General features: G+C 43.4%; 22 protein-coding genes. 3 read left to right on the top strand and 19 right to left on the bottom strand.

What is annotated here, in order from left to right; genetic code table 11:
- Window position 1 precedes the first annotated feature (1 nt).
- Genes Q8P86_01580 through Q8P86_01555 form a run of 6 tightly spaced genes read right to left on the bottom strand, consistent with a single transcriptional unit; the run spans window position 2 to window position 7,498 of the window.
- Window positions 2-1,216 carry a GtrA family protein gene (locus Q8P86_01580; protein ID MDP3996366.1) on the bottom strand — a complete coding sequence of 405 codons (1,215 nt, stop codon included), beginning with the start codon at window positions 1,214-1,216 and terminating at the stop codon, window positions 2-4.
- Entirely contained in the window at window positions 1,179-2,315 is a 1,137-nt protein-coding gene (locus Q8P86_01575; GenBank protein ID MDP3996365.1) for a glycosyltransferase family 4 protein, read from the bottom strand. The genes Q8P86_01580 and Q8P86_01575 overlap by 38 nt, the downstream gene beginning before the upstream one ends.
- The gene (locus Q8P86_01570; protein MDP3996364.1) at window positions 2,312-3,697 is read right to left on the bottom strand and encodes a glycosyltransferase family 39 protein; all 1,386 of its coding nucleotides are present in this window, start codon (window positions 3,695-3,697) and stop codon (window positions 2,312-2,314) included. Before Q8P86_01570 ends, Q8P86_01575 begins: the two co-directional genes overlap by 4 nt.
- A 24-nt stretch (window positions 3,698-3,721) precedes the next feature.
- Entirely contained in the window at window positions 3,722-4,552 is an 831-nt protein-coding gene (locus tag Q8P86_01565; GenBank protein ID MDP3996363.1) for a hypothetical protein, read from the bottom strand.
- Between the two features lie 5 nt (window positions 4,553-4,557).
- A complete protein-coding gene (locus tag Q8P86_01560) occupies window positions 4,558-5,346 on the bottom strand; it encodes a hypothetical protein (protein MDP3996362.1) in 789 nt (262 codons plus the stop codon).
- Window positions 5,321-7,498, bottom strand: coding sequence for an aminotransferase class V-fold PLP-dependent enzyme (locus tag Q8P86_01555; GenBank protein ID MDP3996361.1), 2,178 nt, complete (start codon window positions 7,496-7,498; stop codon window positions 5,321-5,323). Before Q8P86_01555 ends, Q8P86_01560 begins: the two co-directional genes overlap by 26 nt.
- A 116-nt stretch (window positions 7,499-7,614) precedes the next feature.
- Here Q8P86_01555 and Q8P86_01550 point away from each other — a divergent pair, with 116 nt between their 5' ends.
- Window positions 7,615-8,289 carry an HD domain-containing protein gene (locus tag Q8P86_01550; GenBank protein MDP3996360.1) on the top strand — a complete coding sequence of 225 codons (675 nt, stop codon included), beginning with the start codon at window positions 7,615-7,617 and terminating at the stop codon, window positions 8,287-8,289.
- Entirely contained in the window at window positions 8,286-8,810 is a 525-nt protein-coding gene (locus tag Q8P86_01545; GenBank protein ID MDP3996359.1) for a hypothetical protein, read from the top strand. Before Q8P86_01550 ends, Q8P86_01545 begins: the two co-directional genes overlap by 4 nt.
- Before the next feature lie 92 nt (window positions 8,811-8,902).
- On the opposite strand, the gene Q8P86_01540 is transcribed toward Q8P86_01545, so the two are convergent.
- From Q8P86_01540 to Q8P86_01490, 11 genes are all read right to left on the bottom strand, one after another.
- A complete protein-coding gene (locus Q8P86_01540) occupies window positions 8,903-9,880 on the bottom strand; it encodes a GDP-mannose 4,6-dehydratase (protein MDP3996358.1) in 978 nt (325 codons plus the stop codon).
- Between the two features lie 21 nt (window positions 9,881-9,901).
- Complete coding sequence (locus Q8P86_01535; protein ID MDP3996357.1) at window positions 9,902-10,939, bottom strand: glycosyltransferase family 4 protein; 1,038 nt, start codon at window positions 10,937-10,939, stop codon at window positions 9,902-9,904.
- On the bottom strand, window positions 10,936-11,202 hold the full coding sequence (locus Q8P86_01530; GenBank protein ID MDP3996356.1) for a hypothetical protein: 267 nt from the start codon (window positions 11,200-11,202) through the stop codon (window positions 10,936-10,938). Before Q8P86_01530 ends, Q8P86_01535 begins: the two co-directional genes overlap by 4 nt.
- Window positions 11,203-11,245: 43 nt before the next feature.
- Window positions 11,246-12,202, bottom strand: a complete 957-nt coding sequence (locus Q8P86_01525; GenBank protein ID MDP3996355.1) for a hypothetical protein — start codon at window positions 12,200-12,202, stop codon at window positions 11,246-11,248.
- Window positions 12,203-12,593: 391 nt separating this feature from the next.
- Window positions 12,594-13,775: a glycosyltransferase gene (locus Q8P86_01520; protein MDP3996354.1), complete on the bottom strand. Its 1,182-nt coding sequence runs from the start codon at window positions 13,773-13,775 to the stop codon at window positions 12,594-12,596.
- Window positions 13,772-14,767, bottom strand: coding sequence for a hypothetical protein (locus Q8P86_01515; protein MDP3996353.1), 996 nt, complete (start codon window positions 14,765-14,767; stop codon window positions 13,772-13,774). The genes Q8P86_01520 and Q8P86_01515 overlap by 4 nt, the downstream gene beginning before the upstream one ends.
- Window positions 14,768-14,803: 36 nt before the next feature.
- Window positions 14,804-16,369: a PKD domain-containing protein gene (locus Q8P86_01510; protein MDP3996352.1), complete on the bottom strand. Its 1,566-nt coding sequence runs from the start codon at window positions 16,367-16,369 to the stop codon at window positions 14,804-14,806.
- A 32-nt stretch (window positions 16,370-16,401) separates the two neighbouring features.
- Window positions 16,402-18,234: a type IV secretion system DNA-binding domain-containing protein gene (locus Q8P86_01505; GenBank protein MDP3996351.1), complete on the bottom strand. Its 1,833-nt coding sequence runs from the start codon at window positions 18,232-18,234 to the stop codon at window positions 16,402-16,404.
- Between the two features lie 712 nt (window positions 18,235-18,946).
- The gene (locus Q8P86_01500) at window positions 18,947-20,272 is read right to left on the bottom strand and encodes a putative glycoside hydrolase (protein MDP3996350.1); all 1,326 of its coding nucleotides are present in this window, start codon (window positions 20,270-20,272) and stop codon (window positions 18,947-18,949) included.
- On the bottom strand, window positions 20,247-20,591 hold the full coding sequence (locus Q8P86_01495) for a hypothetical protein (GenBank protein ID MDP3996349.1): 345 nt from the start codon (window positions 20,589-20,591) through the stop codon (window positions 20,247-20,249). The genes Q8P86_01500 and Q8P86_01495 overlap by 26 nt, the downstream gene beginning before the upstream one ends.
- A 127-nt stretch (window positions 20,592-20,718) precedes the next feature.
- Entirely contained in the window at window positions 20,719-21,069 is a 351-nt protein-coding gene (locus tag Q8P86_01490) for a hypothetical protein (protein MDP3996348.1), read from the bottom strand.
- Window positions 21,070-21,156: 87 nt separating this feature from the next.
- On the opposite strand from Q8P86_01490, the gene Q8P86_01485 reads away from it, so the two are divergent.
- On the top strand, window positions 21,157-21,558 hold the full coding sequence (locus tag Q8P86_01485; GenBank protein MDP3996347.1) for a 4a-hydroxytetrahydrobiopterin dehydratase: 402 nt from the start codon (window positions 21,157-21,159) through the stop codon (window positions 21,556-21,558).
- A gap of 77 nt (window positions 21,559-21,635) precedes the next feature.
- On the opposite strand, the gene Q8P86_01480 is transcribed toward Q8P86_01485, so the two are convergent.
- Both Q8P86_01480 and rsmI read right to left on the bottom strand, forming a co-directional pair.
- Window positions 21,636-21,881, bottom strand: a complete 246-nt coding sequence (locus tag Q8P86_01480) for a hypothetical protein (GenBank protein ID MDP3996346.1) — start codon at window positions 21,879-21,881, stop codon at window positions 21,636-21,638.
- A 38-nt stretch (window positions 21,882-21,919) separates the two neighbouring features.
- Window positions 21,920-22,612 carry a 16S rRNA (cytidine(1402)-2'-O)-methyltransferase gene (gene rsmI, locus Q8P86_01475; GenBank protein ID MDP3996345.1) on the bottom strand — a complete coding sequence of 231 codons (693 nt, stop codon included), beginning with the start codon at window positions 22,610-22,612 and terminating at the stop codon, window positions 21,920-21,922.
- Window positions 22,613-22,703 lie beyond the last annotated feature (91 nt).

Here is a 22,703-nt window from a genome sequence, read left to right as displayed (position 1 = left end):
ATCAATATATTCTACCCCGAGGAAATATAATAAACCTATAAACAAATATGCTCCACACTGCTATAAAACCGGCAGAAATAACTTGCGAAAACATATACGGAATGCCGAATTTCTCCACAAAAACAAGCATCATAACGGCATTGGCGCATATGTTAAAAAGAGCTATTACGACATACATGCCTGCCTGATAATGGACTTTGTCCCTTGTGGTGTCCCTGAAAGTAACCAATTTTTGAACAACGAAACTGACCAAAACCGAAATGGCGAAAGCCAAAGTGGAAGCGTACAAGTACCACCAGCCAAGAACTCCCGCGAACAAAAACAAAAGAAAAATATTTGTAAAAAAAGAAGTTAGACCGGCAAAAAGATACCTGACGAGAAAGAAAAAGATGTGTTTTTTCAAAACCAAACCGTCAAAAACCGACTTCACAAAACCGGCGTTTGAAATTTTAAACGACGGTTTATCTGCCTTTTTTTTGAGCAGAAAAATCTTTTCATGGCTGATTTTGGGAAAAACAAATCCCAAAATCGCTTCAAAAAATGGCTGTTTTATTCTGGCTATTCTCGGAAAACGCCACAAAAACGGCACAAAAAAAGCATAATTCTTGACTCTTTTGACTTCAAAGAATTCGGACACCAAAGAATCAAACTCTTTAAAAGACATCGGGTTTTCAACGTGAAAATCCTTTTTTATTCTTGAATAAAGAGAATTTTTTGACCCGGGAGTGGAAAATATGTATACGCCGTCGTCTTTGAGTTTTGAAAGAACGTATCTGAATTCCTCTCGCCAATCTGACAACGGAACCCCTATTTCCACGACAATATCGTATTTTTCTCTCGGCTCCTCCCCTCTTACAAAAAAAGAAAATCTCTTGTCGGCCCCGTACTTTGCCACGGCTCTTTCTACCATTTGAGGCGAGGTGTCTATGCCTGTAAATTTTTCCGCCCATCTGAAGTTTTTATCGCAAATTTCCCTCATCACAAAACCATCGGCGCAACCGATATCCAAAAGAGACAAGCCCCTTTGATGACCGGACGCTTCCCTTTTCACAAACTCCAAAAGAATGGAAAGGCGTCGTCTAAAGAAATACTTTATAAAGTTGTCAGTGGGACCGAGATATCTTTTCTCGGAGTACAGCCGGCTTTCTTTATTGTAAAAATCAACATTCTTTTTCATTTTAATTCTTTTCAAGAAACAGAATGATTTTCTTGGCATATTCGTCCCAAGTATATTTTTTTACGTCCAAAAGGGCTTGGTCCGCGATTCTTTTGCAAAGCGAGCTGTCTGAAAGCATTTTGGAAATAGCCCCGCCGAGCTCTTCCGGTCTGTCCGGTTTTACAAAAAAACAGCTCCTATCGTTTAGCACTTCACGAATGGAAGGAAGGTCGGAAGCGATTATCGGAACGCCACTTGCCATGTATTCAAACATTTTTATAGGCGAAGTATAGCTTACGGATTCTTCCGACTCCGCGCTGTTTGGCAAAATCAAGACATCCGCCGCTTTAAGGTAAAAAGGTATGTCTTTGCGCAAAACATGTCCGGAAAAGGCGACGCCGGAAATGTTTTCCTCTTCCACTTTTTTCTTGTATGCCTCTACGTCGTTTTCGTCGCCACCGACTATAAAAACTACAGCATTCAAGCTTTTGACTTCCGGCAGTTTGACTGCTTCCAAGATAACATCAACGCCTTTCCATCTATAGAGGTTACCCGCATACATTATCACTTTTTTATCCGCGGGTATAGACAGTTTTTTCTTTATGTCTGACTTGCTCTCCACTGTGGTAAATTCAGAAATTTCAACGCCGTTACGCGCCACAAGAGAATTTTCAAAACCTCTATCTTTCAACTTTGCGCATGTACCTTCGGAATTGCAGACAATTTTCACCTTCTTGTCCAGAAGGAATGAAAAAAAAGAACGGTGTCCGGACCAATTGTGCGCGTTGTAAACAACCTCAAATCCGCGCGCCCTTAAAAGAAAAGCCACCATAAAATCGCGAGTAAATACCACCCTGCCCTTTTCAATCGGCGAAAAAAAGACCGTAAGAAAAAACGCCATCGACTGTAAATGAAAAGCCAGAGCTCCTATATACCTTTCCAAAAACAAAGGATCGAAAACCGAAATAACCCTGATTTTGAAATTTTTCTTCAACCCGTAATAGGCGAAAACGTCATCGCCTATGTCGTTTATTCTGTAAGGATGCCACAGTTCAACGTCGTTTCCCAATTCGGCAAATTTCTCGCAGGTTTTGGCTATTTGAAAACCGTGAGCCCTTTGATTAGGCATTCGTGTATTTACGATATAGGTGATTTTCATTTTGTTGAAACAGGATTTAGAGAAGAATAGTCGTCCTTTTGCCTTTTTCTTTCAAAGACGGAGTATAGAGCGATTGTCAGTATTATCGGATAAACAGGCATTCTAAAACGCGCGTTTACGGTAAGACCGTTTGAAGGGGTCGTACCGGCAAAATACAGAACCGTCGCCAGAGAAAGAGCGACTGAAACAGTGAACATTTTCCGGCGCAAAAGCAGTATTGTTCCCACTAAGAAAAGCGCGGTTACAAGTAGCCAAAAGAGACGCATAACGAGCACAAGAACGAAAGGAGAGAAAATATATTGGTAGACCGTTTTTGCAAATTGGACGGGTGAGAAAAAGAAAAGCTCAAGCGCCGACCTTGAAAGATACCTCTCCGGAGTTATTCCGGCGTTTTCAAGAACAGTGAGCATGCCGTCGTGTGTAAAGAAAGTAAATATGTTAACGGCTGACACTTTAATGAACGATAGTTTGTTTTGCCACAGCTCCCCAAAGGCCTCTTTGTTAAAATCTGAAGCATTGGCGAAAGTTAAAGTTTTGAGATCCACTCCGGTCTGCTTTAGAAAAGCATCTCGCGCTTCGTTAAAACTCGTTCCGTTTTCCACGGACAAAACGGAAGGGACCAAAGTGGCGTAAAGGTTCAAAGTCGGCATAATGGTCATTCCGGGAGCGCCAAAAACCTTGTAATTCCTATACAACCACGGAGATAAGACAAGTACAAACACAACCGCAAACAATCCGAAGTGAAGAAAAACGGTTTTTATCGGCAGTTTTTTTCTGACAAACCACCACAAAAGCGGAAGTAAAATAATGGGTAAAAATTGTGTTACCGTTTTTATAAGAGTAGCCATGCCTAAAAGCAAAGCGCTTAAAGCCAGAAACCGCGCGTCGGTATTTTTAAAATACGTCAGGAAGGCGATAAAAAACAAAAGGAAGATGAAAATGAAAAGCGTTTCAGTAAAGAAAATTGACGAAAAAAGGACAAAGTTCGGTTCAAGAGCGAGAAAAAAACCGACAAGAAGCGAGATTTTTTCGGACGGCACTATTTTGAATGCCACAATTTTGCCCAATACGGGTATGATAGACCCGATTATGACCTGAACCACGACAGCGAAAGCGAAGTTGCCGAAGAGAAAAAGCGAAAAAAACAAAAACAGAGGATATAACGGCACATGTATGGCGCTCGGCTCTCCGGCAAATATGGCAAAACCCTCTCCTGCCTCCAAGTTTTTCGCCACTTCAAAATACCAGTCGGAACCGTGAACGGTTTCTTCAAAATTACCGCCATTCGCGTCCAGATTTATGAAAAACAGAGCCGCCCTGGCGATAAGCGCCAGAGCAAAGATGATAACCACTATTTTATGTTTTCGGAAAAAGTCGGTCATGTTAATCCAAAGAACGGCTTGGTTTTATTTTCTGCCATAATACACCTCTACCGCGTCAAGTCCTTTTTCTTCTTCCTTGGTGTTGGATTTTTCTGTCTTGTGAATATATCCCCTTTCTCCTTCCAGACAGTATTTGCTCATGCGGTAAAACGGTGACAGGGCTTTTATTTTATCTTTAAGATTGTGGGCCGAAATAAAATCCCTCAATGGTTTATCGTTTTGATTCCAGTCACTCAACTCTGAAAAATCCCCCGAGGTGGTAAATTGACCCTCGCGAGTAAGAGTGGTGCGTGAAAGATCAAATTTCCCGCCCATAAGATCAAACATCTCGCGCGTAAAAAATTCAAACGAACCGCGTAAGGCGAACGGCTTTGGTAAATGCAACCATTGACGGAGTCGTCGTTGCGCGTTGCCGGTAGAATTCGTCAAAATAAGCCAATCTTCTTGCGGAAGAATGTCCATGAACATCCGGTCGGTAAGGATGAAGTTGTCATCGTGCGTGACGAGAAACTTGTCATAATTTTTATAATCGTTCTTCTCAAGCCACTGGTTGGTATTTCCCCAATCTCCCATCGTATTCGGCTCCAATACGTATTTCCATCCTAATGCCTCTATTTCTTCCACGGTTGCGACCTTACGATACAAAAGACGGTCATAGAGAGCTCTTCGGTCATACCCTAAATTCAGCAATAGATTCTTTTTTTCCTCTATGGCGTATGACGGATCACGATGTGATACCAAAAACATTTGAACCTCCCATGCTTCAGGTATCTTTTGCGCCGCTATCTGTTCAAAGAATGCTATGGGGAAATGCCACCCCCCGGCGATAACGGCTAACTTTTTTGCTGTTTTCATATAAATTAAGTTCTGGTTAAATACAGTCCTCGACAATTTGGAAAGCTTATCTCCCGTTCATTATACCTGTCTTCCCAAAAAGTTCTAAATGCTTCGTGACTTCTCAAGTATCCGACAAACGTAACGGATTCTCCCCGAAACCTGCGCTTTAAATTCCTTATTTTTTCTTGGACAAAAGCAGACACCGTTAGCATATACATAATCCCCAAAAATACTTTTTGAACGCCAGCTTCGTCCATGTAACGAAACATTTTCCTCCAGTCCTCATCTGAAAACTCACGCTCGTTGCGGTATATGAAAACGACACCTTCCGGGTCCGAACCAATTTTCTTCCAATGTTCCGCGTTAAGGGCATCAAAACGCTCCACAGTATCACATTCAATAAAAACCCGTCGCAACCGATCGACGCCCATTTGGGTTAACTCAGATGCTACGATCTTAATATAAGGCAATCGTTTTTTTAAATAATACTCAAAAACCCCACCACCGGCTCCAATAGAATATACAGTCCTTATACCTTCTTTTTCAATTAGGGCAACAAAGGCATTTATCCTTTCCTGCAACTTGTCGTCCTGACCATCCTTGTTTAAAGAAAGTTCGTGTATCCATGTCTCTCTGTCTTGCGGGATTCTGTAGCGGGGATGTTCATCTCGAAGAGTTTGCCAGCTTTCTTTTGAGCGCAATTCGCCATCTTTCAGACGTCTCCCTATGTGACCAAACGATGCGTAATGGCGAACGGTGACGGGAAACGGCAAACTATTGATATATTTAAGCGGTCGTATCAGAAGATTCATTAAATATTTTAATTAAATTACATATCTTTTTTACATCGGATATTGTCACTCCCATATGCAGAGGCAAAAGCAAATACTTATTCTCAATCTCATCCATTATGGGAAAATTCTTTCTTCCGCCGAATATCGTATAAATATCGTTTCGGTAGTGTTGCATACCGCTCTCTATGCCGTGGTCTTTCAGATATGCTCTAAGCTCATCTCGTTTCTCCGTCAATAGCAAAGCAAACCACGGATACGCTGTGATACCGCACTCTTTATAAGTGGTCATAAGTTTTCTGTGATGCGCCACGGCTTTATCAAAAACTTTCAAATTACCGAGGCCAATAGAAGCGCTTATATCGTTCATGTGATATTTGTATCCGGCATCCTTCAGGTCAACATCGCCGAATTTTTGTTTTTTTTCTCTGTCATAACCGAACCAGCGAAGTTTTTTTGCTTTTTCATAATCGTCTTTTTTCTTGCACAGCAATGCGCCGCCGTCTCCGGTTGTCAGTGTTTTTATTGCTTGAAACGAAACGCAAGTATAGTCGCTTTTACCCCAAAAATCAGAGATGACAGCTTGAGCCGCGTCTTCTATCAAAATGATGTTTTTTTCTCGAGCGATTTCCAAAAGCTCTTTCAATCCCCGATTGTTGCCTCCGAAATGGACGAAAATTATGGCTTTTGTTTTGGCAGTGATTTTCCTTTTGACATCCTCCACGCTTATGTTCAAATCACGGTCAATATCGGCGAATATTATTTTTGCCTTTCTTCTGACGAATGGGATATTTGTGGCGGTGCAATTGTGTAAAATTATGTTCTTGGAAATAAAATTGTGATTGTCTTCAACATCAATGCAGTAAACCCAATTTAAGTGCTTTTTAACATCAAGAGGTTTTTTATTTTTTATAACGGAAACAGAATCATAAAAAATCCTTGACCTATTCAGCTCCCACAATTTTGGATTAAATGGGCAATTCAACCTTATATCCTCTGGCAACTTATATCTCAAAGATTCCGGGATATAAGGGGCTACCATTCTAAAAAACTTAAAAGCATTCGCTTTTTTAATTATTTTACCTCCATTGTGGCCATTACCTATGTATATACGTGGAACCAATTTACCGTGTCTATAATTACTTTGTATTGAAGCTTTCACACCAAGACTATCATTCAATATGCTTATCAATCTCTCATTATCTGCAAGGGTAAAAGATTCTGAACAAATGACCGCGGAATTCCCCTGCCTACTTCCGTCATCCATATACCAGACAGCAAGAGAAAAAAGTGTAATTTCTCGAAACGAAGTCGGTAAAATTTTCTTACCGTTTTTATACCAATTTTTCCTTTCTAAGTTCCAGATAGGCGAAGAACGAAAAATCGCCCCGACAGCTTCACCGCTCTGTTTGTACTTCCCTTTGTTATAACTTTGATGCGCAAAAGAGTTCAATGCTTTAATTTTCAAGTTAACATAATCCTCATTTACCTTTTGCTGCAAAAAACCAAATCTGCACGAAGAGTTATCAGATCTGCCAAATCTAATATACCCGTCACCAAGCATACTGCCTTCAAAAAGTTCTTTCTGTTTGTCATTTAGTGAATAAAAAGAAGTAGCAACCATATCATTTTTCTTCAAATCTTTTGCGAGAATATACCCTCTCTTAGTAAGAATAGGATGGTTTTCAGTAAGCCACACCCCTTTACGACCAGACTGAGATCGAGAAACAATAGAATTTTCAAAGTATACTCTATACCATTTTCTGCCCGCAATGGGATTTTTATGCCAGCCGATGACTTTTTTATTTTCAAATTCTCCAGTCTTTAGATTGTAAGAAACGACTTCACCGTTATATTTTTGATTAACCATTTTTTTTATCGACATTTTACGACCATCAGAAAGCAAGACCGTTTCGTTTTGATAAAGACATGTCAAAATCGGGGTTATGACCTCATCCCCCTCTCCAATTCCCGCAAGTTCATAGGCAAGCTCTAAAGCCGCCGTCCCGGAATTGACCGCCACAACATTTCCCAGCCCAAACCTCTTGGCAAACTTTTCTTCAAATTCTTTGACCCTTGGACCTTCCGCGAGCTGGCTACTTCGGAGTGTTTTGATGACATTCCAGACGGCATACCAGCTGACAAATGGTTTAAATAGCTTTACCTTTCTCATATAATGCGTAAATTTTATCATATCCGCAAAACATTACATGCATTGACACTTGCACATAGTTATGCTAATATATTTGTGGAACACGGTAAAACAAGAACCAAAAAGAAAGGGAACGAATGAGAAGTTTTGAAGTATTCCGGCAAAAGTTTGCCCGCTTTTATGAAGCGGTAAAAGCCGGCCATGAAAATTCAACGAGACAACATCAAGGCCACGGCCTTGACCACGATATCACCGTCGCCCAAATCGCGGTTATGATATCGCCGGACGCACGGACGGGAACCAAAGCGTGGGTTGCTTCCATGCTCCACTCCACCGACAGAATTGTTCCGAAGGGAGATAAGGGAGCGGAAGAGTATCATGTTAGAAAACGCCTCGCATTCCTACCCGAGGGATACTTCACCCCTCAAGAACTGGAAGAAATTGTTCAGGCAGTGCTAAGACACGCCGAACTGAACCGAGACGACCAATCGCTCGTCCAGCAAGTATTGATGGACGCCGATCGTCTATCAAATCTCATGCCGTCGGTGATAATTCGAGCCGGGCAATTCCAGTCCGATATTCCCGCTTTCGAATTCGAGTACTTGGACGGAAAGCGAAATCCCGCCTCAACTTATCACGAGCCCAAAAGTGTACTCGACGATTTGAGAAACAATATCATCGAGTATCCGCCAAAACTTCGCCTTCCCAAAGCAAAGAAACTGGCCATCGATTACGTCAACCTTCTCCACGGCTTCATCAAAGCCGTGGAGAACACAAATAAGAATCTGGGGTTGGCAAAGGAGATGGAATGAAAATTTGGAAGTGTACTACCTCATGGCAAGTGCCGGAAACAAGCATCAAGGATGCCGGAGCGATCATGTCGCATGCGGCCGCAGAAAACAGCGATTCTAAGCCAAGTATGGTCAACATATTTCTGGCAAGCGTCGTAGAAACTCTCTATGCTCAACTGAGAGTGCCAGTAATAATTCAAGGAGAGCTGAAACCATACCTGCCGAATGTTCCGCTAACTGCCGTTAGTTTACGCCAGACGGAAGCATCGCCGAATTACCTCAACACATGGGATATAACCCTTTGGCTAAAATCTCATTGTGACAAATTAGGTGTCAAGAGGGTAGTCATGGTTTCATACTACCCTCACTACTGGAGAGCGTTTCAGTCCGCAAGGAATGTGGGACTTATTCCTCTCGTGCCTTCGGGTATAGAAGAAATTTACGACCCGAAAAACAGCCAATGGTGGGCCAGGAGAAAATGGTTAAACAGACCGTACGAGCTAATGGTTCGCTACTATTCTGTTTACAGGGGCTGGCTGTAAAACCTTTCGTCCTGTCTCCGAAGCGAAGCTTCGGATATACTTCGTTCTTCAAAAAGGAGGCCCCAAAGGCCTCCTTTCCTTTTATCTTTTTTCTAATCCAAAAGATATTCCTTCAACCCCTCCTCAAAAGTGTAAAGCGGTTCCCACCCCAGTTCTCGTATCTTTGAACCGTCCATTTGATATTTAAGATCCATGCCCGGCCTGTGAGAGGGATGAGTTTTAATTTCCATGCCCGTAACCTCTCTGGCTTTTTCTATCAAACTTTTTGTAGTGAAGCCGTCATTTAGCGTGACATTGTAAACACCGAGCCCCTTCTCAAGAATAAGGTCAATGGCAGGCGGAATGTTCTTGACGTAAATATATTCTCTGTATCCCTTGCCTTCCTGATGAAGAGGTATTGAATATCCTTCTTCTATACTTTTCTTTATGGCCGACATTATCTTGGCCTTGTCTTGCCTCGGGCCGAACACGTTGCAAAATCTTGTTTCCGCCGTCTTGCCTCGCAAAGCCGGATAAGTGTTGTCGTAAGCGACCCTGACAAGAGAGCCGGCCGCTTTGGCGCAGGAGTATGGATTTTTCGGGAGCATTATTTCATCTTCACGCATTTTATGGTCGCACTCACCAAAGACCTCATCGGTGGAAACGTAAATCAGTTTTTTAAGATTAGGCAGAATCCGACAGGCCTCAAAAACATGCAGGGTGCTTAAAATATTTTTACGGACGGTTCTGTACGGTTCTCTGATTGAGTAGTCCACATCGGTAACGGAAGACGCGTGGATTACATAATCGGGGTTCTCCCGAAGTATGAGATTCACCACTCTTGGGTCGGCCATGTGATAGTGGTAGTGCGTAAAAGAATCGTCTATTATTTCCGGACAACTGCCTTCAGAGAGGTTGTCTATGACAACCACGTCCCAGCCCTTCTGAACGTAGTATTCAGTAACATGAGAAAAGATAAACCCCAGACCACCTGTTATTATGATTTTGGGCGACTTGCCGGTTGGCGAACGGAAAGTGTTGCTTATATGGCGTATTTTTATACGAGTTTGTTTTATAAAAAAAGACAACATGTCGGTTTCCTCTAATATATATTATTTTAAGCCGAATGCAATCATCTCAGCGGTAACTTTTTCCATAAGTTTTGAAAGAGAATGGTTGTTCGCGAACACCTCCAATTCTCCGGCTATTTTTTCTCTGTTTTGGAGTTTAAACGCGTCGGTTAAAGAGCGCGCCACGCTTTGAGGGTCTTTTTCAGTCGCGCATTCTTTTGGAAGATGGCCGAACAAAAAAGAGTTTGAGGTAACGACGAAAGAACCGCAACCGGCCGCTTCCACTATTGTTTTGTCAAAAGAACCGTCGTCAGTAAGATTCAAGTATATTTCATGACCGCCGTAAATTACAGGAAGTTCTGACTGTGGCAGAGCGCCTTTAAAAACCACGTTTCCCGAAAGGTTGTTTTCTTGGATATATTTTTGGAGTTCGGCGCGATATTTTTCATCCTCAACAGCGGTAGGGCCCACGATAGTCAAAACCGTTTCAGGATAAATTTCCGCTGTAAACTTCAAAGCGCGCAGGGCCACGTCAATACCTTTTATCTTGGCCACTCGACCAACCATGCATATAGAATGCTTTCTTCTTTGGAAACTTTCAGACGGCTTAAAAATGGACGTGTCCACGCCAGCGGGCATCACGGAAGCATTTTTAAAGCCCGCGGTAAAAGACAGATTTGAAGTGTAAAATACTCTGTCCGAAAGAAAAACGGACAAACGAGTGAATATTCCACCCCTCGGGTGATTTCGCCAGAAAAAGATTTTCTTGCCCGTCAATCTCCAAAAAAGGCCTGCCAGCAAAACGTACTCCTCGTTCATATGAACAAAGACGGCGTCATAGCGATGACGCAAGCTGAAAAGTAAAAAGTAAAAAGTAAAAAGTATTTTAAAACGAGAAGCTTTTTGTTCTTTGCCGAGAGAGAAAACTTGCACGTTATGAGGCAGATTATACTGGCCTTTTTCAAGGCAAATCACAATTGCGGACTCGCAACGTTTGGCAAACTCTTCAATCCAACTGTGAAAAAACCCGAGTGTCGGGTCTTTTTTATCAACTTTCTGCGTAACGATAAGAAGTTTCATTGCGCGACTTTCTTTTCAATAACGGATACGCGTATGACATTGATGAATCGCCCCGATGTTTTTGTCATGCAGACGATTGACTCCATTAGCATTTTAGTGTGAATGTCCAAAGTCCTTTGTATGCAATCAAACCGCTCGCACATCATCTTAAAATTAGCCCTGTTTTCCTCCTGGATTATATTTATAAACCGCTTGACATCATCACCTGTATATTCTTTCGCTTGAACGGTTTTAGAAGATTTGTTTTGGAGGGATTTAGACATCGGTTAATTATATATCTTGGATACAAAAGTACAAGTTTGCATTTTAGGGATTATTTGAAACATCTTCGCCATAAACTCCTTTCAAAAGTCCTGTGTCTTTGCCTGTGGAACGCAAAAGCTCAATATTTTTTCTCTCGGCTGCTTGGAAAAATGCCGCGCCTTTTGAGTCAGAGGTATTTTCCGCATAAAACTTTGACAAAGCGGCGAAATCTTTTATAAAACAATTTCCTCCCGCTCCTCGACCGCTTTTGTGGACGGGCTTCGCGTAACGGCCACAGACCAAAGGGTCGTTCAAGATCGCCTTTTCTATCGGCTCCCAGTCAGCACCAAGTTTCCGCGCAATATCATACATTGCATTGAAGAAAATTATCTGCGTATAACCCGATCCGTTATGAGCGTATTTTATTATTTCCGCTTCAATACTTTTGCAAGTCAGCGAGAAAGGAGCTTTCGGCAATACCGAATGCGCCCTCTCGGCCGCAGAACGGAAACTCGGGCTGTCTTCCGGCATTCCGACAATGTTCATAAAAGGCATCCCTGTGTCTTTATCGGCTGTCGCTTCGCTTAAAAATTCAGGGGAGTTCAAAACAATGACATCAGGATTTTCACGCTGAATTGACATCGTAGTCCCCGGCAAAATGGTGGATTTTATAACGGCTATCTTGCCTTTGCCGACAAGAGGAACTACATCGCGCAAGATTGAATCGTCAAATTTCACGGAAAGTCGCCCTCCTTCACGGGAAGCTTCCTCCGACGCTAAAGCTTTGGCGGACAAGTCGGCGGGCACATCCGCGCCTTTGCGTAAAGCTTCGGCGGGCACAGTCGGTGTAGGCACGGCAATGAATACGATGTCGCATTCTTTTATCTTTTCTTTATTGGCGGAATATTCTGGCTCCAAGGCGTACCTCGTCACGGAGTATCCCCGCCTTTCAAAATCATCTGCATAGTTTCTGCCGATGTAGCCCTGGCCTATAAATCCTATAAGAAGATTTTTGGACATTGAAACATTTTATATCAAAATCTGAATTTAGAACATGTTTGAAAACCCTACCACAGATATTTAAGAAATCCGCAAGCGGACTGTTTCGCGCGCCGATTCCGCAAAATTCGGTAAAAAATGACTCATCTTCGGTCAGAGCACCTCGGTACACTTCCCTCATCTTCACCATTTTTTCCTCAAATTTTGCAAAATCGGCATCGCGATAGGTTTTTCAAACATGCTTTAAGGGGACTGTTGCCGAATATCCATTTTGGCTGATTTCCCCAAAATTCGGCTACGGCTTGTTTCAAATTTTTGGCCAATACTTTAGAGCATTAAGCCATAAATTTGAAACTTCGCCTCGCACGAATTTTGAAAAAATCAACTCAAAAGCCTATTCGGCAACAGTCCCTTAAGAAAATACTGAAAAAACCGAATTTTTGTATTTTCTCAAGTACTCTTCTTTTGTGGGAAGGCCGCCTTGCAATTTCCTCCGCGCATTTTCAACCACAAATCCGAAAAGAGTTCTTTTTTCCATAAAAGCCGTCATTTTTTCTGAAAGGCATTTTGCGTCCCCGGGTTCGCAAACAAACGAATACGCGTTATCCATGAGAAGTTCCGTCGCCACCCCGACAGAAGTGGAAACAACCGGTATACCGCAAAGAAGAGATTCCGCGACAGCAAGACCGTAACCTTCGTACCAAGACGTCTGCAAAACCAAATCAGAACTTTTGATGTAGGAGTATGGGTCGGAAGTCCAACCTTCAAACACGACGTTTTGAGATAAATTGCTTCGCGCCACTTGCGCCTTGAGGAACGACATCTGTGGACCGGAACCGACAATGACAAGGCCGGCGCGCGGATGTTTTAGGACGACTCTGGAAAAAGCGTCAATGGCCAAGAGTATGTTTTTCTCCTTTGTAAAACGAGACAACACAAGAACGATAAAAGTGAACTTTGGATATTTTTTATGTAAATCCGCGGTTACGGGAGCGTTTTTTATTTTTCCCTCATCCAAAAACATGGGCAGAATTGAAAGTTTTGACACCTTTATATTTTTATATTTAAAGACCAAAGAATCGGCAATGCGTTTTGATACCACCCGTATGGCGTCTGCTTTAGGCAAGACACGGCCGGCTAAAAATAGCCGAACCATGTTTAGAAAACCTCCTTTTTTAAAATAAGGACTCAAAAAGTCGGTATGAATCTGTACGTGAAGTTTAGCGCCGGTTTTTTTTGCAATACGCGCGCCGGCAAGACCGCATTCAAAAGGGTCTTGACAGGAAACAACAAAGCCGTTTTCCTGATTTGTAATTTCAGATTTATGACTTAGGATCTGAACACCGAGGGCAATTGCGTCAAAAACATAAAACCAGCGATTCCGTGAACAGGTCGGATAAATCCAACAATTATCCGATATCGCCATCTTCCTGTCTCCGTTCTTAAATCTCAAATTTCGAATCTTGAATTTTTTTGTCGTGAAGACGATAACATGAAGCTCGTCAAAAAGTTTCGCGTACTCCAAAGTTCGCGACAGGACGTCGCTTTCTTCTTCAAATAATTTTCTGTCTGTTCCTATGGATAAGACCTTCATGACAGTGATAAAAATTCTTTCGCGATATCTTCGTAAGTGTGCACGAAAGTGAAACCCTCCACTCTTCTTCGGTACTCTTCATAAACCTCCGGCTGGCATAGGTCTTTTATCTTTTCCGCGATATCGTTTTCATCTTCAGGATCCGCGAACATTCCGACGTCTTTCAACCTGTCGTAAAGACCGTTTTCTCTGGTCAATATAAAGGGTTTGGAAAAGCGTACAGAGTCCAATATCATATTCGGACTTATGTCACCCAAAGACAAAAGTACCACGGCATAACATTTCTTCATTTTTTGAATAAATTTATCGTATGGCTCGTTTTCAAGATCAAGCTCTATATCTCGCTCCTTCACTTTCGCCATGGCAAAAGCCGATTTGAGTCGGGCGTGGTTTTTCCATTTTAGTTTGCGTGTCGCCCCCAAAAAGGTCTTTACTGTCGGTTTTTCCGACTTTTCTTTCGGTCCATAGTAGTTTTCAATAATGGCAGTATTTTGCCAGTTCATCTCATAAGGCCGAGCCCAGATGCTTCTCTGCCAGTCGGTGCTGAAAACCACCTTGTCGGCCTTTTTCAGAGTCCACTTCGTTAAAGAGAAAATGACTTTTTCTTTAAAAGACAGTTTGGCCAATCTTGTGTCGTAAAAATTTTTCAAAAGAACAGTGTCTCCCGTTCTCTCCACATACGACTCCCACAGAAAATCTCCGCCGGTGCGCATGACATGTTTTTTCCCCAAAATTCCGGTGGCCACGGCAGTCGGGAAACCAACACTGAAAGAGTCCAGTGATACGACAAAATCAGCTTTTAGCATTCTGCCGAAAACACGCAAAAAGAAGAAAACATGACGCAGACCGGTAGGAAGCAGGTTTTCAAACTTGTAATGAACGACAGAAACAGCGTGCCCGAGCGACTCAAATGCGAGGGCCAAATTTTTGGCATATTGGGCAGGACCGCCGATTTGCGGAGGATAAATACCTGTGGCAATGACGATTTTCATACAAACAATATACACGATGAAGAGGTGTCGGACAATTTACCTTATAACAGTAAAGTCATCCGCGTTTAAATCCGATTGCTTGTTGTCCGAAACCGGAAAGCTTTCTTCATCTTCCAAAATCGTGCTTCTTTGCGACAAAGTGGCCAAACGACCGACTGAAGCGGAGGCGACAATTCCCAAGACAGAAAATAGAAACGCGCCCCAAAGCCATTTGGCCGGCAGGCGACTATCTTTCCTTTCGTCGCCGTACGCGGATGAAACTGAGGCCAAGTTATGCACCTGCTTTAATTCTTCAGATTCGCTCCGGTCTGTCTCTACTAATCCCTCTTCCCTGTCGTTCTCGTTAACCGCGAGTTTTTCATTCCGAGCGTCTTCCTTGGGCGGATTATCTTCCGTCCCTGCGAAAAAGGTCTCCGGAACAACAGACGCATCTTCGTCTTGGCCGTCTTGAACAGAGCTTGTGACTGCCGGTGAGCTGTCTTTTTCAGTCGGTTGGTTCTTTAAAACATCTTCTGTCTCTTTTTTACTTTCAAACGAGTACTCGGCGGCCACTTTGCCGTCCGGAAAAAGAAGACGAGGCGCTGAAGAAAAAGAACTGGCGACAATTTGCGTAACTGAAGCCGGAAAAGAAACCGCGGTACTTCCAAGAATAACGGTATTTCGTGGAAAAGAAAAAAATCTGCCACCGTTTTCAATCCTCCACAAAGACATGTCCAGTTCATGGGTATTATCATTTCTTATCTCTATATATCCATTCGGACCCTCTTTGATTTGAGAGATATGAAAGTTCCCCGCTACCACTTTCACAGTGGCGCGGGCAAGAGAACTTTCTCCATCCTTCTCAACCCTTAAGGAAACGGCATATTTGCCGGGTTCTCGGTATATATGCGAAACATTCTCCCCCATAGCGGTCGCGCCGTCTCCAAAACTCCAATAGTAATCGGCTGTTTTTAAAAGCTCGTTTTTTTCATCAAACGCTTTACCATCAAAGAAAACCGAACCTCGAGCTGTTCCCACTTCCGGCGCATCTATAAAAGCTCTGACGCGAGAGACAGAGGGTGTTGATAAAACGCCGCTTTTTTCGTTCTCGGTAGCAGTCCCCTCCGGCGCGCTTGAAACGAAATTTTCAACCCCCGCTTCCCCGGTGACTTCCCCGATGAGAATCGTCTGCGATATCCGGTAATTTACGCCCCATTCCTCCACAGGCCACCCGACGCAAGAGCGGCTTTCGCTTTCCGGCCTAAAAGCTATGACCGCCTTTATTTCATGGGAACCGGAAGATGTGTCCTTGTAATAAAAATTTCGGTTGGCCCATGTTTTATTTACGGTAAGAACATTGGTAGAAACCCAATCTGCCTGACTGGAAGAAAACTGCCCTGAAAGTGACGACGTGGACAGGTAAACGCAGGCCGTCTGGCTTATACCCTCGCTGTCACCCGAGGAATTCTGCGCCTGAATGGTTATTTGTTTTGAAACCTCTCCGGCTGGCACGTTTTGAGGTTCGGAAACAAATTTGAATTGAACAACTTCAGCAAAAGCCGGAAAAGTCAAAAAAAATGAAACCGAAAAAAAGAGTACCGCTTTTTTAAAATTTAATGACATTTCTCAGACGCGTGTCCGCGGTTCGGTTAAAATCACTCCCCTTCCACCCGCAAAGTTTCCCTCAAAATATTTTCCGGCACCTCCTGCCCTGCCAAGGAGGACGGAGCTTTGGGTTCTTTTTTTTCTTCAGGCCTTTGCGGATTTACCGGTCTGGGTTCCGGCCTCTTAAATTGGCTCTCTTTCAGAGCGCCGGCAGTGTTATTTTTGTTGTTTTCCGATTCAAGAACTGACGCTAAAGCGGCTCTAAGTTCAGAAAGGTGCTGTCCGGTCGGCGCTTTTTTCTGCTCAACGTCAACTTTTCTTGGCGCTTGAAGATTAGAAAGATGCAAAGAGGGACTTTTGGGGCCACCGGAAACAGCGTTTCCGTTTCCTGTAAAAACATTCGTTTTGTTTATGGGTATTTCGTTTCTGTTTTTTGTCGGGTTTCTCCTGTCTTCCGAAGAGTTGCCACGATATGGAGCATTCTGCCTTTCCATGTGAACGTTCGGCCTGTTGCCGATATCCGGCTTGGTGTTTTTCGGTTTCTCTCTTAGATCCGAACGATTATCTCTGGGATCCGAACGATTGTTTTCGTATTTAAATTCAGAATGCCAAGCCCATATGTTTTCCTCCACTTTGAAACGGGGCTGGCCGAAAACTTCCCGCGAAGAGGCGATGACTCGGTCTTTATAAGAGACAAGGGGTTTTTCAATGGGAGGCAAAGTAGTCGCCGAAAAAGGCGGAGACGAAATACCGTCTATCATGAGCTTTAAATAAATTTGGACAAACCCGAGATTTACCAAATCCTCCGCCGTAAACTGCGGGGCGAACTCTTTTTCCAAAACCTCGGCATCAAAAGCTCCTACACGAAAAGCGACCGTGGTGCCGACATTGCCGAATACGGCGGCTCGAACTTCTTCCTCCATTTGCTCTATATATTGATGAGCGATGGTCAGATTCAGTTTATACTTTCTGGCTTCGCTTAAAATGTCGGCGAACGATTTGTTGGCAAAGGACTGAAATTCATCAACGTAAAGGTAGAAATTCGGAAGGCGCGACTCAACTTCATGGGTGTCGGCGCGACTCATGGCCGATAGGTACATTTTGGTTATAAGCATGGAGCCAAGCAAGTTCGCGTTCCCCTCTCCCACGAGCCCTTTTGAGAGATTGACGATTACGATTTTCTTTTCGTCCATTATTTTACGCAAGTCAAAAGATGACCGTGGCTGGCCTATGATGTTTCGTATAAGCGGGTTTGAGGTAAACTGGCCGACTTTGTTTTGTATTGCCGGAGTGGCCTCTTGAGTGTAACGGTCAGTGTACTTGGCGTATTCGTCCACCCAGAATGATCTGATGGACGGGTCTGTTATATTGTCCACCACTCTTTTTCTGTACTCTTTGTCGGCAAACATGCGGTTTACGCCGAGGAGCGTGGCATCCGGAAATTCCAAAAGGGCGAGAATGGTGTTGTTTAAAATATATGACATGCGGGCGCTCCAAGCGTCCACCCAAATTTTTTCAAAAGTACTCATAAGACCGTTGGCCACCAAGTGGCGTCTGTCCGGGCCAACGTCTTCCAGAATATTGAAAGATATAGGATACTCCATGTCAAAAGGGGCGAAATACAAAACGTCTTTTATTCTGTGTTCCGGAACGTAATCAAGCAAAAGCTCGGCCGTTTTGCCGTGCGGGTCTATGAAGGCCATGCCGTTGCCTTCTCTCATATCCTGGACGGCCATGTTTTCAAGAAGAGTGGACTTTCCCATTCCTGTTTTGCCGATAACGTAAACATGTCTCGAACGGTCGCGAGCTTTTATGCCGAAAGGCACTTTACGATTTCTGGAATCGGTTTGGGCCAAGTATGTGATTTTGTTGGAGTCCTCCATGGCAATCAACAACTTACAACTATGCAAAAAATAAAGCGGGGTTTTCTTTACTTTTGTTGTTGGCGGTATGCAGTAGGTTGTTGGTTATATTATACAACTATTTAAAGAATATAAAAAAAACACTGGCGCGAAGTTCCACTTCGCGCCAGGAAAAGATCCGACTGACTTCACCTTCTCAACCAGCCCGACAGATTGTGTTACCGCCGGCATCCCTCACCCCCTCGGGCCATCTCTTATCCGAGACTCCCCGTGGACACATTTTAAGGAGTGCCATTCTTTCGCTGCTTCCGGGAATCTCCAATGGATTCCTCGGGCCATTTTTGTCGTCAAACACTTCCATCGCCAGACGATCTCGCACCACTACGTCTTCTCGTGCCATAACAACTTTGATTCTTGAGAGCGTATGCCTATGGCATCGCCCTCGCATTTTTCCCCGCATCATAGGATTTGCGCGGTACGTCCGCACCGCAATAAACAAACCCGTGCTTCATGATGTACCCTGGATAAACATTCTACTGCTTTTTAAAATAGAGTCAAGAAGGGTGGGGATAACTCAAGATGCAGATATATGAAAACTCGGGATACAAAAAGGGCCGGAACCGCGGACCCTAAAAGAAAGAAGGGAAGCACACCTCCTTTTTGGCACAAATCCGCAGTCCGGCCCACACTTATAATACATCATGTAGGTAAATTTGTAAAATTTCTGTTTCGTTCAGTTAACATCTTGAGACGACAAAAGGGCACCCCGAGTATAAACATTGCTTGGCGACCAAAGCAACCAAGAAGAAAGACCGACGTCATACACCGCCTGTATTTGCGCTTTGACTTCCGCTATGTCGTAGTTGCCTCCATAATCAAAATCCTGAAGCCAAGGGCGAACTTTATTTTTATCGTATGCTTTTTTGGTGTATAACGCGGGAGAAGTTGAAGCTATTTCAGTGGAACCTATGGTAAATACTCTGGTGGAAGTCGCTACGGTCTTCTTTACAGCTTCGCTTATGGCAAAGTTTACGATCTCGTAAGGATGTTTATTGGGGTCTTTCCAGCCGTTAAATCCGGAAGGATAGTGTGATGGGTAGACCATCGGTGAAATATAGTCAAAGTAAGGCAAGGTTTTTTCCCAAACCTGGCCTATGTTTAAGTCAAAACCTGACACGGCGTTCGTGGTCATGCCGAAAAGGTCGGCGGAAAGTACCGGCTTATGGCCAGAGTCATCCGTGTAATCAAGTTCTTCGGAAAGAAATTTAAAAAAATCCTCCAGGACATCCGCTTTGGGACGGTTTTGGCTTTTGGGAAAATAAATGTCTTTCATCGGACCGTCTGAAGGAAAACGTATGTAGTCAAAGTTAAGCTCGTCAAAACCCAAAGCATGCGTTTCCTTTGCTATTCGCACTGTATAATCCCACACTTCTCTGGCTCCGGGGTCGGTAAAAGACAAGCCCTTGTTGTCTTTCCAGACACTGCGGTCGCTTTCCTTCAAAACTGCAAGGTCCGGACGCAACATGGCCAGATGAGGATCTTGAAAAACCGTGATGCGAGCTATAACGTAAATGCCTCTGTCATGCAAATCTTCAACGACCCCTCTTAGGTCTGCCACGGCGCACGTGCTTGGGTAAGCGTGGGACAAACTCTCGCTCTCCGGAGGAAAAGCCAAACGACCGCTGTAGTCCTTGACATCTATGATTATGCTGTTTATTTCCGTTTCTTCCGCGAGACGAATGAGTTTCTCTCGGAAAGACGGCGTGCCTGCCACACAGCTCGTCATGTAGATGGCTTTGACTGCTTCGGGTGTGGCGACATGCGCGACAAAGACATTGTTCTTCTTATCTTTTTCTTCTTTAACATCCAAAGGAAAAGAAATACTGGCCCTGCCGTTTTCAAGAGATTGGTATTCAAAAGGAAGCGCTTCCGGAGTAAAATAAAAAGATAAAAAACCGGCAACAAACATCAAAGAAAAAGACCCTCCGGCCAGTAAAAGAAAAACGCGTGGATTTTGCTTTTTTTCTTCCCTTTTAATTTGTTTCAGTGGTCTCGGCATTTCGGACTTTTTGGTTAGTCATATCATTCACTCCCTCTTTGGAAAGTCCTTTGCCGTAAGGAGAATATGAGTCGTTTTTGTTAAAATAAGGACTGCCGGCGAGCTTGTTTTCCATAAATATCGGAGTATCAGTCGCCACACTTTTTCTATTTTGCCTTCTCATTTTTTCTTTTTCTTTTCTGTAATATGACACACCTAAAAGACCGGAGACAACTCCTATGCTTGCAACAAAAAAACGATCCCATGATATCGGAAAACCCAAAAAAGGCAACAAAATCAGAAAAATGCTTAATGTTATGAGAGTTTTTGATTTGGCCATAATTATAATGCGAATCTACAGATTATATCCGAATACTGTAAATAAGTGAATAGGAAATGTGGTACATGAGATATCTTAACATAAAAAAGTAAAGGCCGCGCAGGTGGAAAAACGCGCGGCCTTGTGATTATTTTTTCTTTTTCTCTTCCTCGGCTTCTTCTGAAGCCGTGTTGCGTTTTTCCGCGGCCCTTTGGGCCTTTTGCATGCGCTGATAAATGGCGTCGCAGGCGTGACTGATCTCCTTAATGGCATCAGTAAACCGCTTTCGCCAGCTTACAATGGCATTCGGATCGGCGGGCAAAGATTCTCGTTCGGCACTAAACTCTGCACGGAGCTTCACAAGTTCCACCCTTAGGTGCGTAGCCCTATCAAGCTCTTTATTGAGCTTCTCCTCTTGCTCTACCGCCTCATTTAAAGTTCTTCTGAGACGGGCCTCTGCCGCTTCCAGGTCAGCGACCTTTTCTTTTGTATTTTTCATGCATACCTCCTTATCTTACTTAATTATGTACCGAGCGCGGAAAATGTAAACCCGTAACCTTGGCTGCCACTAACTGAAGATAAGTTTATGATGCCGTCCACCGACCACACCAACCACGCTATGCTTCGTAATTCAAGATTACTTATGGTAAAATACAAACATATGAGTAAAGAACTCCACAAAGAAACATGCGAATCATGCGAGCTGGGCAGGGGGCACTTGATGTTGAATGAAATCAAGGAATTTTCACGGCAAGTTCCGGACTGGACATGGGAAGAACACGAGCGACTTAAGCGTAAATTTGAATTTAAAGATTTTGCCGAAGCGCTTGCTTTCGTAAATAAAATCGGCGAAATAGCCGAAAAAGAGGGCCATCATCCGGATATTAAATTCGGATGGGGATACGTGGAAGTTACTCTTTACACTCACTCCATCGGCGGTCTTACGGAAAACGATTTTATATTGGCGGCGAAAATAGACCGGCTGTAGCCGGTCTATTTTCTAGTTACAAGTTAAAAGTTTAAAGTTCCGCTTCGCTCAAAGCAAAACGCCGGTTTTACCGCCTGTCAAAAGTGGCGTTTTTTAAAATTTAAAAACATGTCTTTGAAAGAAAAGAGCGTCCAGACGATATTTAAAGCAAGGAAAGGCCAAGATTGTATGAAGATTGAGTATACGACCAAAAGCCCTCCTCCTATAAAGTTCCCCACATCATAAGCCATACTGTCTCTATCTATTTTGTGCGCCTGGTTTAGAAGAAAGAAAACAAGGATAATCCCCGCACCTATTGTCCCTATTGTAGTTACTGTGTCCATATTTATTAGTGATTATTCGAGGAAAAATTAGAATTTGATTAGAGATCCGATATTATTACCACAAACTCCCCTCTTACCTTTTCCTTGTTATTTTCAAAATACTCCAAAAGCTCGTTAGCCGTGCCGGATACGACTTCTTCGTGGATTTTGGTAAGCTCACGACAAATGGTAATTTTTTTCTCCGGCGAAAACTTTTTAAGGGACTCAAGGGCTTTTAAAATGCGATGCGGCGACTCGTAAAAAACATACGGCCTTTTTGCGGTGGCAATTTCTTTAAAAATAGTTTCCCTTCCCTTTTTGTGAGGCAAAAAACCCAGGAAAACAAAATCGTGCAGGGGAATACCTGCGACAGAAAGCGCAGATGTAAGTGCGCTTGGGCCGGGAATTGCCTCAATTTTAACTTCAGGCAAGCTCTCCTTGATTGATATTAGAAGCTTTCCACCCGGATCTGAAATTCCCGGTGTACCAGCATCTGTAACAAGCGCGATCTTCTTCCCCTCTCCAAGCCATTCAGTGACTTTATCGGCAGATACGCCACTTCTCTCTTCGTTCCAAACGGACAACTTTTTATCTTTTATTTCGTACCTGTCTAAAATCCGCTTCGTTACGCGGGTGTCTTCACAGAGAATGATATCGGCCTCTTTAAGCGTCCGCAAAGCGCGCAGGGTGATATCTTCCATATTACCTATTGGAGTGGCTACAACGTATAAAATGCCATCACTTTTCATCATTAAAGTACAATACCACGGAACGCTAAACACGCAATGAGCATGCGAGAAATGAATACTGAACACACTTTGAGTTACGAAATACGGCAGGCAC

This window comes from bacterium, from assembly GCA_030699905.1.
GTDB lineage: Bacteria > Patescibacteriota > Minisyncoccia > Phycocordibacterales.
Note: the sequence above shows the minus strand (reverse complement) of the source record. Positions and strands in the feature narration are given on the sequence as shown.

What these genes read in the sequence shown, in the direction of transcription:
- Q8P86_01495 (MDP3996349.1), bottom strand. Translation starts at nt 20,591, where the DNA reads ATGGCCAAATCAAAAACTCTCATAACATTAAGCATTTTTCTGATTTTG.
- Q8P86_01565 (MDP3996363.1), bottom strand. Translation starts at nt 4,552, where the DNA reads ATGAAAACAGCAAAAAAGTTAGCCGTTATCGCCGGGGGGTGGCATTTC.
- Q8P86_01525 (MDP3996355.1), bottom strand. Translation starts at nt 12,202, where the DNA reads ATGTCCAAAAATCTTCTTATAGGATTTATAGGCCAGGGCTACATCGGC.
- Q8P86_01535 (MDP3996357.1), bottom strand. Translation starts at nt 10,939, where the DNA reads ATGAAACTTCTTATCGTTACGCAGAAAGTTGATAAAAAAGACCCGACA.
- Q8P86_01520 (MDP3996354.1), bottom strand. Translation starts at nt 13,775, where the DNA reads ATGAAGGTCTTATCCATAGGAACAGACAGAAAATTATTTGAAGAAGAA.
- Q8P86_01550 (MDP3996360.1), top strand. Translation starts at nt 7,615, where the DNA reads ATGAGAAGTTTTGAAGTATTCCGGCAAAAGTTTGCCCGCTTTTATGAA.
- rsmI (MDP3996345.1), bottom strand. Translation starts at nt 22,612, where the DNA reads ATGATGAAAAGTGATGGCATTTTATACGTTGTAGCCACTCCAATAGGT.
- Q8P86_01570 (MDP3996364.1), bottom strand. Translation starts at nt 3,697, where the DNA reads ATGACCGACTTTTTCCGAAAACATAAAATAGTGGTTATCATCTTTGCT.
- Q8P86_01555 (MDP3996361.1), bottom strand. Translation starts at nt 7,498, where the DNA reads ATGAGAAAGGTAAAGCTATTTAAACCATTTGTCAGCTGGTATGCCGTC.
- Q8P86_01540 (MDP3996358.1), bottom strand. Translation starts at nt 9,880, where the DNA reads ATGTTGTCTTTTTTTATAAAACAAACTCGTATAAAAATACGCCATATA.
- Q8P86_01515 (MDP3996353.1), bottom strand. Translation starts at nt 14,767, where the DNA reads ATGAAAATCGTCATTGCCACAGGTATTTATCCTCCGCAAATCGGCGGT.
- Q8P86_01480 (MDP3996346.1), bottom strand. Translation starts at nt 21,881, where the DNA reads ATGGACACAGTAACTACAATAGGGACAATAGGTGCGGGGATTATCCTT.
- Q8P86_01580 (MDP3996366.1), bottom strand. Translation starts at nt 1,216, where the DNA reads ATGCCAAGAAAATCATTCTGTTTCTTGAAAAGAATTAAAATGAAAAAG.
- Q8P86_01490 (MDP3996348.1), bottom strand. Translation starts at nt 21,069, where the DNA reads ATGAAAAATACAAAAGAAAAGGTCGCTGACCTGGAAGCGGCAGAGGCC.
- Q8P86_01485 (MDP3996347.1), top strand. Translation starts at nt 21,157, where the DNA reads ATGATGCCGTCCACCGACCACACCAACCACGCTATGCTTCGTAATTCA.
- Q8P86_01530 (MDP3996356.1), bottom strand. Translation starts at nt 11,202, where the DNA reads ATGTCTAAATCCCTCCAAAACAAATCTTCTAAAACCGTTCAAGCGAAA.
- Q8P86_01545 (MDP3996359.1), top strand. Translation starts at nt 8,286, where the DNA reads ATGAAAATTTGGAAGTGTACTACCTCATGGCAAGTGCCGGAAACAAGC.
- Q8P86_01510 (MDP3996352.1), bottom strand. Translation starts at nt 16,369, where the DNA reads ATGTCATTAAATTTTAAAAAAGCGGTACTCTTTTTTTCGGTTTCATTT.
- Q8P86_01560 (MDP3996362.1), bottom strand. Translation starts at nt 5,346, where the DNA reads ATGAATCTTCTGATACGACCGCTTAAATATATCAATAGTTTGCCGTTT.
- Q8P86_01575 (MDP3996365.1), bottom strand. Translation starts at nt 2,315, where the DNA reads ATGAAAATCACCTATATCGTAAATACACGAATGCCTAATCAAAGGGCT.
- Q8P86_01505 (MDP3996351.1), bottom strand. Translation starts at nt 18,234, where the DNA reads ATGGAGGACTCCAACAAAATCACATACTTGGCCCAAACCGATTCCAGA.
- Q8P86_01500 (MDP3996350.1), bottom strand. Translation starts at nt 20,272, where the DNA reads ATGCCGAGACCACTGAAACAAATTAAAAGGGAAGAAAAAAAGCAAAAT.